Genomic DNA, 12,832 nt, shown 5'->3' with positions numbered 1-12,832 from the left:
CTAGACGACGGGCCGGACACCCTGCCTTATAAACCCTGCTCTACAAATGGAACAGTCAGGGCCAGTGCCGCATCCAGTGCGCCAGCGTCAGTACCACCGCCCTGCGCCATGTCTGGACGACCACCGCCCTTCCCGCCCACTGCCGCAGCGGCTTGCTTCATCAAATCACCGGCTTTGAGTTGGCCAGTCAGGTCTTTGGTTACGCCTGCAACCAGAACGACCTTTTCCTCATGGACACTGCCGAGCAGGATCACTGCGCGGCCGAGTTTGTTTTTCAGCTGATCGACCAGCGCCAGCAGCGCTTTGGCGTCCTGACCGTCCAGACGCACGGCCAGCACTTTCACGCCTTTGACATCCAGTGCGGAGGCCGACAGATCGTCGCCCGCCGCGCTGGCCGCCTTGGCTTGCAACTGCTCGAGTTGCTTCTCCAGCAGACGGTTGCGCTCCAGCACAGCCGACAGCTTGTCGATCAGGTTGTCGCGGCTGCCCTTGACCAGGTTGGCCGCTTCCTTGAGTTGTTCTTCTGCAGCGTTCAAGTAAGCCAGTGCCGCAGCACCGGTGACTGCCTCGATACGACGCACGCCCGAAGCAACACCGCCTTCGCTGATGATTTTCAGCAGGCCGATGTCGCCGGTACGGTTGGCGTGGATGCCACCGCACAGCTCGACGGAGAAACTACCACCCATGCTGAGTACGCGCACATTGTCGCCGTACTTCTCGCCGAACAGCGCCATGGCGCCCTTCTGCTTGGCGGTTTCGATATCGGTTTCTTCGGTTTCAACTTCGGAGTTCTTGCGAATCTCGGCGTTGACGATGTCTTCCAGCGCCTTCAACTGCTCAGGCTTGATGGCTTCGAAGTGGCTGAAGTCAAAGCGCAGGCGCTGACTGTCGACCAACGAGCCTTTCTGCTGCACGTGATCGCCCAGCACCTGACGCAATGCGGCGTGCAGCAAGTGAGTCGCCGAGTGGTTCAGCGAAGTGGCGTGACGCACGTCGGCTTCAACGTGGGTTTCCACCGGCGCGCCAACGATCAGGCTGCCCGATGCCAGCACACCGTGGTGCAGGAAAGCGCCGCCGGTCTTGGTGGTGTCGCGCACTTCAAAGCGGCTGCTGCCGGCCTGAATGTAGCCGCAGTCGCCGATCTGGCCGCCGGACTCAGCGTAGAACGGGGTCTGGTTCAGCACGACTACGCCTTCCTGCCCTTCACTCAAGATGTCCACGGACTGGCCATCTTTATAGAGAGCAACGACTTTCGCCGAACCGCTGGTGGCTTTATAACCGGTAAATTCGGTAGCCACATCAACCTTGACCAGGCTGTTGTAGTCCATGCCGAAGGAGCTGGCGGAACGGGCACGGACGCGCTGGGCTTCCATTTCGCGCTCGAAGCCTTCTTCGTCGATGGTCAAGCTGCGCTCGCGAGCGATGTCGCCAGTCAGGTCCATCGGGAAACCGTAGGTGTCGTAGAGCTTGAACACGACATCGCCCGGCACCACGTCGCCTTTGAGCTCGGCCAGATCCTGCTCGAGGATCTTCAGGCCGTGCTCCAGAGTCTTGGAGAACTGCTCTTCTTCGGCTTTCAGCACGCGCTCGATGTGCGCCTGTTGGGATTTCAGCTCAGGGAAGGCTTCGCCCATCTCGGCAACCAGCGCCGCAACGATCTGGTAGAAGAAGCTGCCTTTGGCCCCCAGTTTGTTGCCGTGACGGCAGGCGCGACGGACGATCCGGCGCAGCACATAACCACGGCCTTCGTTGGACGGCAGCACGCCGTCGGCAATCAGGAAGCCGCAGGAACGAATGTGGTCTGCCACGACTTTCAGGGAAGCCTGAGCGTCGTTGGTGCAGCCGATGGCCTTGGCCGATGCGGTCAGCAGGCTTTGGAACAGGTCGATCTCATAGTTCGAGTGAACGTGCTGCAACACGGCACTGATCCGCTCCAGGCCCATGCCGGTGTCGACCGACGGCGCTGGCAGCGGGTGCAACACGCCATCGGCGGTGCGGTTGAACTGCATGAACACGTTGTTCCAGATCTCGATGTAACGGTCGCCATCTTCTTCCGGCGAGCCCGGTGGGCCGCCCCAGATGTCGGCGCCGTGATCGTAGAAAATCTCGGTGCAAGGACCGCACGGGCCGGTATCGCCCATGGTCCAGAAGTTGTCGGAAGCGTACGGCGCGCCTTTGTTGTCGCCGATACGGACCATGCGCTCGGCCGGAACACCGATTTCTTTGGTCCAGATGTCGTAGGCCTCGTCATCGCTGGCGTAGACGGTGACCCAGAGCTTTTCTTTCGGCAGGTTCAGCCACTTGTCGGACGTCAGGAAGTTCCAGGCGTAGGTGATCGCGTCACGCTTGAAATAATCACCGAAGCTGAAGTTACCCAGCATTTCGAAGAAGGTGTGGTGACGGGCGGTATAACCGACGTTTTCCAGGTCGTTGTGCTTGCCGCCGGCGCGCACGCATTTCTGGCTGGAGACGGCGCGGGTGTACGCGCGCTTTTCCTGGCCCAGGAAGCAGTCCTTGAACTGGTTCATCCCCGCGTTAGTGAACAGCAGGGTTGGGTCGTTGCCCGGAATCAAAGAGCTGGAGGCTACACGGGTGTGGCCTTGCTCTTCGAAGAAGCGAAGGAAGGCTTCACGGATTTCTGCGCTTTTCATTAGGTTCTTCCACGGAGGCTGCGGCCAAAGGCCTGTGCGAAACGTCAACAGACGAAGCGACGGCAAAGGGCCGCATTATATCGGCCCAGCGCGCGGGGTACAGCGTGTTTATACGATAGAAACGGTCAATTGGACCGCTAAGGCGATCAGTTACGAGAAAAGTCGACGAATGTCGCCACAACTTGCTCGATTTGAGCGCGGTCCACGTCCATGTGAGTGACCATTCGCAAGCGCCCGGCAGCACTCAGCTTAATGCCGCGTTCGGCCGCAAAGGCCTTGATCGCCTCGGCCTTGTCGCCCATTTGCACGTAAACCATGTTGGTCTGCACCGGTTCGACTTCGTAACCAGCCCTTTGCAGTCCGTCGGCCAGAAACTGCGCGTTGGCATGATCGTCGGCCAGACGCTGAACGTTGTTATCCAGCGCATAGAGCCCCGCCGCGGCCAATAGACCTGCCTGGCGCATGCCGCCACCGACCATTTTTCGCAGGCGGCGCGCCTTGCCGATCAACTCCGCCGAGCCGCACAACACCGAACCGATCGGCGCGCCCAGGCCTTTGGACAGGCAGACCGAGACCGAATCGAAGTGCTGGGTTATCTCGCGGGCATCAACCCCCAACTTGACGGCCGCGTTGTAGAGCCGAGCGCCGTCCAGGTGCAAGGCCAGTCCATGTTCACGGGTAAAACTGCGCGCCCGGGCGAGATACTCCAGCGGCAGGACTTTGCCCTGCATGGTGTTTTCCAGCGCCAACAACCGCGTGCGGGCGAAATGGAAGTCGTCCGGTTTGATCGCGGCAGCGACCTGCGCCAGGTCCAGCGAGCCGTCGGCCTGCACTTCCAGCGGCTGCGGCTGGATCGAGCCGAGCACCGCCGCGCCGCCACCTTCGTACTTATAGGTATGCGCCTGCTGGCCGACGATGTATTCCTCACCCCGTTCGCAATGAGCCATCAGGCCCAGCAAGTTGCTCATGGTGCCCGTTGGCACGAACAACGCAGCGGCAAAACCCAAACGTTTTGCCAGTTCCGCTTCCAGACGATTGACCGTCGGATCTTCGCCATAGACATCGTCACCGGTGGCCGCACTGGCCATCGCGTCGAGCATCCCGGCGGTCGGTTGGGTGACGGTGTCGCTGCGTAGATCGATAACGCTCATGAATCGGGCCTCGGTAAGCAGGGGAAAATTCCTTTCAGGTAGGAATTACTGCGGTCATGACAACGATTAATCAACCCCAGGCGAAGGAAAAGACCCGTCAAGCGAGCGAAAAAGTCGATAGCAATCATCAGATAGCAGCAATGCACGGCTCGGAAATATGTGTTAAAAACGCTTCGCCGCCAGACAATCTGGCGGCAAAACGTTCTCAGGGCGGGGTGCAACTCCCCACCGGCGGTAATTGCGCGCAATGCGCATAGCCCGCGAGCGCTTGATGACAGACACGGTTTCGGCGGTGTCTGGCGGCAAGGTCAGCAGACCCGGTGTGATTCCGGGGCCGACGGTCATAGTCCGGATGAAGAGAGAACGGGATTGGCGCCAAAGGGCCGTCCGCGGGCATTCGTGCGAGCGTGCGCACCCTTAAATCCCATTCGATTCATATGCCCTGTTTTTTTCATAAACAGGAGTCAGAACATGCAACCCACCGCAATCGATAGCAAAAGCAAAAACCATCAGGGCGAGCGCGTTGCGTTCATCCAGGCCTGCTGGCACAAGGAAATCGTTGATCAGAGCCGTAAAGGCTTTGTCGCCGAAATGATTGCCCAGGGTTATCAGGAATCGGAGATCGATTTCTTCGAAGTCGGCGGCGCCTTTGAAATTCCACTTCACGCCAAGCTGCTGGCCAAGTCCGGCCGTTATGCCGGCATTGTTGCCGCAGGCCTGGTGGTCGACGGTGGCATCTACCGTCACGAATTCGTCGCCCAGTCAGTGATCAGCGGCCTGATGCAGGTTCAGTTGGAAACCGAAGTGCCGGTGTTCTCGGTGGTTTTGACCCCGCACCACTTCCATGCCGGTGAAGAGCACCAGAAGTTCTTCTTCGAGCATTTCGTGCATAAGGGCCAGGAAGCGGCGAAGACCTGTGCGGATACGCTGCACAAGATGCGTGCGTTGCGTCGCAGCGAGCCGCGCGCGGTAGCTGTCTAAACACCGAGCCAGCCCCCGTAGGAGCGAGGCTTGCCCGCGAAGGCGATTTCATAATCAACATTGATGTTGAATTTAAAATCGCTTTCGCGGGCAAGCCTCGCTCCTACAGGGGACCACTGTGTCTGTTATGCCAGGTTTTCGTCGGTGGTCGGCACGATCAGGATGCCGGCACGCAGGCCGTTCTTGACCTTGGGGTTCGGGAAGATGATCCGGGCGCCCTTCTCTTCGATGATCCAGCGGGTCTGGGCGATGTCTTCGGCCAGCACGTAACCCACGTCCAATTCCGAAAAGTTCTCGATGTCCGCCGGCAGGTTCAGGCGGAAGCTATCGCTGTGCTTGATGATTTCCCGCGCCACGCTAAACAACTGCAAACCGTCCAGTCCTTCGTCGGTCACCGCAGGCTCGGTGCCTTCGATGATCTGTTTGAGGCGGGTCTCAAGCAGCGAGACGTTAACCCCGTCGTTCTGCCCGAACGGCCGCGCCTTGCCCAGCTCAAGGGTGAAAGACTCGGCACCGAGCTTGTCGTAGGTATAGGAGCTGAACACGATCGACGGCTTGTTCTGCAACAACACCGCTTCCATTCCCGCAGCGCGCAAGCGGGCCAGCTCCAGGCGTGAATGCTGGCGCCCTTCTTTCCAGGGATACAACGCGAACTGCTCGATCTTCGAGCCACGAATCGCGGTGTGCAGGTCGTAGTGCAGGCGCTCACGATCCGGCAGGCTGAAAAAGCTCGCCGCCAACCGCTCCAGTTCACAGGCGCGCAGGGCTTCGGAACCGCTGGTTTGTTCGTGACGGCCGTTGAACAGCCGATTGACGTCCTGCTCGACGAAACGCTCGCCTTTGCGAATCGCTTCCGGGTTGCCGAACAGGAACAGAATACGTGCGCGCGGCTTCAAGTCGCCGCGGGCGATGTCATGCAACAGGCGATCGAGCAGCTCGATCGGCGCTGTTTCGTTGCCATGGATACCTGCCGACAGCAGCAAGTCCTGGCCATTGTCGCGAGCCTCAGGTGGCCGGACCTCCAGCGCACCTTCGCTCAACCAGCGCATGCGCACGCCTTCGACAGTCAGTTGAGTCTTCTCCGCCGGTTCGCGGCCGGCGAGGGTCAGTTCAAGCAGTTTGCCGAGGGCGAGCATAGCGCGGTTTCCTTAGTGGTCGTGTGCGCAATCCGGGCCGTGCACGTGGTCTTCGTCGCCGACTTCAGCCGGTTCCATTTCCAGTTGCAGACTTACCAGATTAGTCGCCAATGGGCGCAGCAGCAGGTTTGCGTATTCAGCGTCACCTTCTTCAACGTCCACGCCGATCAGCAACTGGCCGCGGCCGTCCTGCTGGATCCACAGCTCTTTGCCTTGCCACAGGACCGCGACGCGGGTGCAGGAAGTTTCCAGTTGCGTGCCGTCGGTGTCTTCAAGGATCAGCTGCAGGGTATCGCTCATGTTTTTACGCTCTCGACGTTCAATTGATCTGGAATGGATAAACCGCGCCCAGTTTAAGGATTTGCGTCAGTTCATCCAGTGCCGTCCGGCACTCAAGCAGCAATTGCGGGTCCGCCAGGTCGGTTTCGGCCATGCGGTCGCGGTAGTGCTTGTCGACCCATTCGGTCAACGTGCCGTACAACGGTGCCGTCATGATAACCCCTGGGTTGACGGCCGCCAGTTCGGTTTCATTCAGGGCGACACGCAACCGCAGGCAAGCCGGGCCGCCGCCGTTCTGCATGCTTTGTTTCAGGTCGAAAACCTTCACTTCGCGGATCAGGCCGCCGGAGCTGGTCAGGCCTTGCAGGTATTGCCAGACGCGCTCGTTGCCACGGCACTCTTCCGGCACGATCAACAGCATCGAACCGTCAGGACGCGTCAGCAACTGGCTATTGAACAGGTAGGAACGAACGGCGTCTTCGACGGTGACGGCGGAACGCGGTACGCAGATTGACTGGAATTTCCCACCGACTTTTGCGAGTTTGCCCTGCAATTCAGCGAGCATCTGCTCGGTGTCGAGGAACGCGTCCTCGTGATAGAACAGCACCTCGCCGTTACCCACCGCGATCACGTCGTTGTGGAACACGCCCTGATCGATCACCGAAGGGTTCTGCTGGGCGTAGACCACGCCGTCATCGCTCAAGCCGTGCAGGCGAGCAACCGCTTGCGAGGCTTCAAGCGTCTGGCGCGCCGGGTACTTCTGGGGGGCCGGGTAACGGGTGTCGAACGCACTGCGACCGAACACGAAGAACTCGACGCCAGCTTCACCGTATTCACGGCAGAAACGGGTGTGGTTGGCCGCACCTTCGTCGCCGAACTGCGCCACCGCCGGCAAAGCGGCATGGTGAGCGAAGTGCTGCTGGTCAGCGAACATCGCCCCCAGCACGCGGCTGGTGGTCGGGTGTTCGATGCTGCGGTGATATTTGCAGTTGAGGTTGGCAGCGGTGAAATGCACGCGGCCGTCGGCTGTGTCGGCACTTGGGCTGACCGTGGCGGCGTTGGCCACCCACATGCTCGACGCCGAGCAACTGGCTACCAGCAACGGCATCGCGTCTTTGGCGGCTTGCTCGATCACTTGCGCGTCGGTGCCGCTGAAACCCAAGCGGCGCAGCGCGGCGACGTCAGGACGTTCCTGGGGTGCCAGAACGCCTTGCTGAAAGCCCATTTCCATCAGCGCTTTCATTTTCGCCAGGCCTTGCAGCGCGGCTTCCTTCGGGTTCGAAGATTGCTGGCTGTTGCTCTGGGACGCGACGTTGCCATAGGACAAACCGCCGTAGTTATGGGTCGGCCCCACTAGACCGTCAAAATTGACTTCATAGGATTTCATCAGCGAGGCTCCACGAGAATCTGTTGTTATAGGCATCTGGTAACTATTCAGTAAGACCGGGTTGTGGCCTTCGCGGGCAAGCCTCGCTCCTACAGGTTTTGCGTAACCTTTGTAGGAGCGAGGCTTGCCCGCGAAAGCGGTCTTACGACATGCGCACGCCTGGGGTCAGCGCGGTCGGCAAGGTCAGGCTCGGGGTTTCCAGCGAGGCCACCGGGTACGCGCAGTAATCTGCGGCGTAGTAGGCGCTGGCGCGGTGGTTGCCCGAGGCGCCGACGCCGCCGAATGGCGCGCTGCTCGCGGCGCCGGTCAGCTGCTTGTTCCAGTTGACGATGCCCGCACGGCTTTCCAGCCAGAACTGCTGATAACGTGCTTCGGAATCCGACAGCAGACCGGCCGCCAAGCCATAGTCGGTGTCGTTGGCTTCAGCGATCGCCGCTTCAAAATCAGCGTAGCGGATCACTTGCAGCAGTGGGCCGAACAGCTCTTCATCAGGACGATCGGCAACTGCCGTCACGTCCAGGATGCCCGGCGTCAGCAACGCGGCTTGCGCCTGAGGCTGAGTCATTTCCAGCAGCGCCACGGCGCCATTGGCCAGCAGATGTTCTTGAGCATCCATCAGCGCTTTCGCAGCACCGAGGGAAATCACCGAGCCCATGAACGGTGCCGGTTGCTGATCAAACGCACCGACTTCAATCGTCGAACTGACCGCCACCAGACGCGCCAGCAACGTGTCGCCCCAGGCGCCCTGCGGCACCAGCAAGCGACGGGCACAGGTGCAACGCTGACCAGCGGAAATGAACGCCGACTGGATGATGGTGTAAACGGCAGCATCGAGGTCTGCAACCTGATCCACCACCAGCGGGTTGTTACCGCCCATCTCCAGCGCGAGGATCTTGTCCGGACGACCGGCGAATTGCTGGTGCAGGTGATTGCCGGTGCGGCTCGAACCGGTGAAGAACAAACCGTCGATGCCCGGGTTCGCCGCCAGGGCGATACCGGTTTCACGAGCGCCTTGCAGCAGGTTCAACACGCCCGCCGGCAGACCCGCTTCGATCCAGCATTTAACCGTCAGCTCAGCGACTTTCGGGGTCAGTTCGCTGGGCTTGAACAGCACGCTGTTACCGGCCAGCAGTGCCGGCACGATGTGACCGTTCGGCAAGTGGCCCGGAAAGTTGTAAGGCCCGAACACCGCCACCACGCCGTGTGGCTTGTGACGCAACACGGCGGTGGCGTCGCCCAGCGGGCCGCTCTTCTCGCCGGTACGCTCGCGGTAGCTCTGCACCGAGATCGCAATCTTGTTGACCATGCTGGTCACTTCAGTTGCCGCTTCCCACAACGGTTTACCGGTTTCCTCACCAATGGTGCGGGCCAGTTCGTCAGCGTGGTTCTTCAGCGCGGCGGCAAAGGCTTCAAGCACGGTAATGCGCTCTTCCAGCGTGCGGCGGGCCCAGCCCGGAAACGCCTGACGAGCAGCCTGCACGGCCGACTCAACCTGAGCGGCGGTAGCGCCTTCACCGGTCCACAGTACTTGCTGGGTCACCGGGTTCAGCGACTGGAAGGCTTCGCCCTGACCGGCCAGCCATTCACCTGCGATGTATAGCGAATTCATTATTTCGACTCCCTGGCAGCAGACAACGGAACGGCGCGCACTTGATCGCCGGCGTTGAGTTGAAGACGTTTGGCGGTCAGCGGATCGACGACCAACGTACCAGCGGCGAAGCGTGCTGGCGCGGCAGTGATCCGGCAGTCTTCGCGCTTGCGGTTGTGAATCAGGAATGGGGTTGCGTCGTCACCTGGCGTGCCGATGGCCAACACCAGTGCCTGGCTGTCGCGCACTGCGCGGATCTTGCCGGTTTCGCACTCCACCGCAGGGCCGGCGTCGAAGATGTCGACGTAGCCTTGGTAGCTGAAACCTTCGCTCTTGAGCATGGCCAGCGCCGGTTCGGTGTCCGGGTGAACCTGACCGATGACGTTGCGCGCGTCTGGCGACAGGAAGCAGGTGTACAGCGGGAATTTCGGCATCAGTTCGGCGATGAACGCCTTGTTGCCGACGCCAGTCAGGTAATCGGCCTGGCTGAATTCCATCTTGAAGAAGTGACGGCCCAGGCTTTCCCAGAATGGCGAGCGCCCGGCTTCGTCGGACACGCCGCGCATCTCGGCAATGATCTTGTTGCCAAACAACTGCGAGAATTCGGCGATGAACAGCATTCGCGCCTTGGCCAGCATGCGGCCGTTGAGGCCCGTACGGTAATCGGCGTGGAGGAACAGCGAGCACAATTCAGAGTTGCCGGTCAGGTCGTTGGCCAGGAACAGCGTCGGGATCTCGCGGTAGATGTTCAGCTCTTGCGAGGCGCTGACGGTCAGGCCAACCCGGAAGTTGTACCAAGGCTCACGCAGGCCGACAGCGCCAGCGATGGCGGAAATGCCCACCACGCGGCCGTCATCGTCTTCAAGCACGAACAGGTAGTCCGCATCGCCCCGCCCGGCTTCGCCGCGAAAGGTCTTCTCGGCCCAGCCGACCCGATGGGCCAGACGTTCTTCGTTGGCCGGCAAGGTGGTCAGGCCGGTGCCGGTGCTGCGGGCCAGGTCGATCAGAGCGGGTAAATCGCTGCTGCGTACAGGACGAACGATCATGCTATCTCCTCAAACGGGCCGCTTGCGCCACCCGCGAAACTTCGCTGCTTTCTAAACACTCAAGCAGTCGTTAAACCGCCACCAGGCGCACGCTGGCACCTTCTCCGACGCCCAGGGCTTCGGCCGCTTCCAGATCCAGGGTCACGGGTTTGCCCGGCGCGTAATCGAGCTCGAGCAATACGGCGCGGTAATCCTGCAACTGGGCGTTGGCCACCAGGTACTGACGACCGGCGCCTTTGACCGCTTCGCCGATTTTCACCGGCACCACACGGCTCTGCGCGATCGAACGGATCCCGGAGACGCGGGCATGCAACGTCGGGCCGCCGTCAAAAATGTCGATGTAATGATCGGTCTCGAAGCCTTCGCGCATCAGGATGTCGAAGGTTATCTGCGCTCGCGGATGCACCTGACCCATCGCTTCTTGAGCGGTGTCCGGCAGCAAAGGCACGTAGATCGGGTAATGCGGCATCAGTTCGGCGAGGAAGGTCCGGCTCTTCAGGCCGCACAGACGCTCGGCTGCGGCGTAGTTGAGGTCGAAGAAGTTGCGACCGATCGCATCCCAGAACGGCGAATCGCCATTTTCGTCGCTGTAACCGACGATCTCGGTCACCACGGAATCGGCAAAACGCTCCGGATGGCTGGCGACGAACAGCAAGCGACCACGGGAGTTGAGCTCGGCCCAAGGCGAACCCACCAGCTCGCGCTGCACGTAGAAGCTGGTCAGCAAGCTGTTGCCGGTCAGGTCGTGGCACTGCGAGAGCACGTGAATCTTGTTGTGAATCTTCAGCTCGCGGGACGCGTGCACGAAGGTTTCATTACGAAAGCTGTAGAACGGCTCGGAATAACCGGCGGAGGCAACGATTGCAGAGCAACCGACCAGTTTGCCGGTGGCCGAGTCTTCGAGGACAAAGAAATAGCTTTCTTCACCGTTGAAGCTGACTTCAGCGGAAAACGAGGCTTCGCTTGCGGCGATCTTGTCGCTCAGGCGTTCAACGTCATCCGGCAAGGAAGTGACACCAATCGGGCTGTCCGCAGCCAGACGCTGTACCTCGCCCAGATCAGCCATTTGCGCGGGGCGCATCACCAGCATGGTGTCACTCCTTTCTCATACTCTTTGAGGAAAATAAGCCGGCCCCTTGTAGGGGCGAGGCTTGCCCGCGAAGGCGGCGTGTCAGCCGATGATGATGGTGGCTGACACGCCGCCTTCGCGGGCAAGCCTCGCTCCTACAGAAAAGCGGGTCCGGCATAAAAATTGGGTTCGACGCCCGGATAGCCAGGCGCCGAAGGGTCTATCAGGCTTGCGTCAGCTTGGCCACGGCGCGTTCGAAGCGATCCAGGCCCTGATCGATGTCTGTGTCTTCAACCACCAGGCTTGGCGCGAAACGCACCACGTCCGGGCCGGCTTGCAGAATCATCAGGCCTTCACGCTCGGCGGCGTTGAAGATGTCTTTGGCCTTGCCTTTCCAGGCATCGCTCAGCACGCAACCAATCAACAGGCCCATACCGCGGACCTTGGTGAAGATGGCGTATTTCTCGCCGATCTGCTCCAGGCGCGCCTTGAACTTGTCGTGCTTGGCGTGGACGCCGGCCAGCACTTCTGGAGTGTTGATCACGTCGATCACCGCTTCTGCGACCGCGCACGCCAGCGGGTTGCCGCCGTAAGTCGTGCCGTGAGTGCCAACGACGAGGTGTTTGGCCAGGTCTTCGGTGGTCAGCATCGCCGCGATCGGGAAACCGCCGCCCAGGCTCTTGGCGCTGGTCAGGATGTCCGGAACCACGCCGTAATGCTGGTAGGCAAACAGATGGCCGGTGCGACCCATGCCGGTCTGCACTTCGTCGAAGATCAGCAGCGCGTTGTGCGCGGTGCACAGATCACGGGCGCCTTGCAGGTATTCAAGTTCAGCCGGGATCACACCGCTTTCACCCTGGATCGGCTCCAGCACCACGGCACAGGTCTTGTCGGAAATGGCGGCTTTCAAAGCGGCCAGATCGTTGTACGGCACGTGGGTGATACCGGTGATCTTCGGACCGAAACCATCGGAATACTTCGACTGGCCACCGACGTTCACGGTGAACAGGGTACGGCCGTGGAAGCTGTTGAGTGCGGCGATGATTTCGTACTTCTCGCTGCCGAACCGATCAAAACCGACGCGACGGGCCAGCTTGAAAGCGGCCTCGTTGGCTTCGGCGCCGGAGTTGCAGAAGAAAGCGCGCTCGGCAAAGGTGGCGTTGATCAGCTTATGCGCCAGGCGCAGGGCCGGCTCATTGGTGAACACGTTGGACACGTGCCACAGCTTGTTCGCCTGCTCGGTCAGGGCACCGACCAGCGCCGGGTGCGCATGGCCCAATACGTTAACGGCAATCCCGCCGGCGAAGTCGATCAGCTCGCGGCCAGACTGGTCCCAGACGCGGGAACCGGCGCCACGCACAGGAATGAATGCGGCAGGCGCATAGTTGGGAACCATTACCTGGTCGAAATCGGCGCGTTCTACCGCAGCGTGCTCAACGGACATCGGAGTCTCCTGAAGAGGAACACTCGCCGGAAACTGGCGAGCGATGGGGGGATTGTAAGGACAGTTTTCAGCCCGGCCTTGCCGCCAAGCGACAACTTCT

At 60.8% G+C, this 12,832-nt stretch carries 10 protein-coding genes and 1 riboswitch; of the genes, 1 reads left to right on the top strand and 9 read right to left on the bottom strand.

Annotated elements, in window-relative coordinates:
• Positions 1–26: 26 nt before the first annotated feature.
• Complete coding sequence (gene alaS / locus ACIQV9_RS23265) at positions 27–2,651, bottom strand: alanine--tRNA ligase (protein ID WP_403106454.1); 2,625 nt, start codon at positions 2,649–2,651, stop codon at positions 27–29.
• A gap of 146 nt (positions 2,652–2,797) precedes the next feature.
• Positions 2,798–3,802, bottom strand: coding sequence for a low-specificity L-threonine aldolase (gene ltaE, locus ACIQV9_RS23260; RefSeq protein WP_403106446.1), 1,005 nt, complete (start codon positions 3,800–3,802; stop codon positions 2,798–2,800).
• A 197-nt stretch (positions 3,803–3,999) separates the two neighbouring features.
• A riboswitch (FMN riboswitch) is annotated at positions 4,000–4,171 on the top strand.
• Between the two features lie 102 nt (positions 4,172–4,273).
• Here ltaE and ACIQV9_RS23255 point away from each other — a divergent pair.
• Positions 4,274–4,783 (top strand): 6,7-dimethyl-8-ribityllumazine synthase, encoded by a 510-nt coding sequence (locus tag ACIQV9_RS23255; protein ID WP_007943897.1) that lies wholly within the window; start codon positions 4,274–4,276, stop codon positions 4,781–4,783.
• A gap of 125 nt (positions 4,784–4,908) precedes the next feature.
• Here ACIQV9_RS23255 and astE read toward each other — a convergent pair whose 3' ends face one another.
• The 7 genes from astE to ACIQV9_RS23220 all read right to left on the bottom strand — a co-directional run bounded on the left by astE (position 4,909) and on the right by ACIQV9_RS23220 (position 12,732).
• Positions 4,909–5,919: a succinylglutamate desuccinylase gene (gene astE, locus ACIQV9_RS23250; RefSeq protein ID WP_403106443.1), complete on the bottom strand. Its 1,011-nt coding sequence runs from the start codon at positions 5,917–5,919 to the stop codon at positions 4,909–4,911.
• Between the two features lie 12 nt (positions 5,920–5,931).
• Positions 5,932–6,219: a hypothetical protein gene (locus tag ACIQV9_RS23245; protein WP_010457234.1), complete on the bottom strand. Its 288-nt coding sequence runs from the start codon at positions 6,217–6,219 to the stop codon at positions 5,932–5,934.
• Between the two features lie 19 nt (positions 6,220–6,238).
• Positions 6,239–7,585: an N-succinylarginine dihydrolase gene (gene astB, locus ACIQV9_RS23240; RefSeq protein ID WP_403106441.1), complete on the bottom strand. Its 1,347-nt coding sequence runs from the start codon at positions 7,583–7,585 to the stop codon at positions 6,239–6,241.
• Positions 7,586–7,727: 142 nt separating this feature from the next.
• Complete coding sequence (astD, locus tag ACIQV9_RS23235; protein ID WP_403106503.1) at positions 7,728–9,197, bottom strand: succinylglutamate-semialdehyde dehydrogenase; 1,470 nt, start codon at positions 9,195–9,197, stop codon at positions 7,728–7,730.
• Entirely contained in the window at positions 9,194–10,219 is a 1,026-nt protein-coding gene (gene astA / locus ACIQV9_RS23230) for an arginine N-succinyltransferase (RefSeq protein WP_219097186.1), read from the bottom strand. Before astA ends, astD begins: the two co-directional genes overlap by 4 nt.
• A gap of 70 nt (positions 10,220–10,289) precedes the next feature.
• Positions 10,290–11,309, bottom strand: a complete 1,020-nt coding sequence (gene aruF, locus ACIQV9_RS23225; RefSeq protein WP_403106437.1) for an arginine/ornithine succinyltransferase subunit alpha — start codon at positions 11,307–11,309, stop codon at positions 10,290–10,292.
• A 202-nt stretch (positions 11,310–11,511) separates the two neighbouring features.
• Positions 11,512–12,732, bottom strand: a complete 1,221-nt coding sequence (locus tag ACIQV9_RS23220; RefSeq protein WP_403106434.1) for an aspartate aminotransferase family protein — start codon at positions 12,730–12,732, stop codon at positions 11,512–11,514.
• Between the last annotated feature and the right edge of the window lie 100 nt (positions 12,733–12,832).

The sequence above is a fragment of the Pseudomonas sp. NPDC099000 genome (assembly GCF_044759925.1).
In the GTDB taxonomy this organism is placed as follows: Bacteria; Pseudomonadota; Gammaproteobacteria; order Pseudomonadales; family Pseudomonadaceae; genus Aquipseudomonas.
Note: the sequence above shows the minus strand (reverse complement) of the source record. Positions and strands in the feature narration are given on the sequence as shown.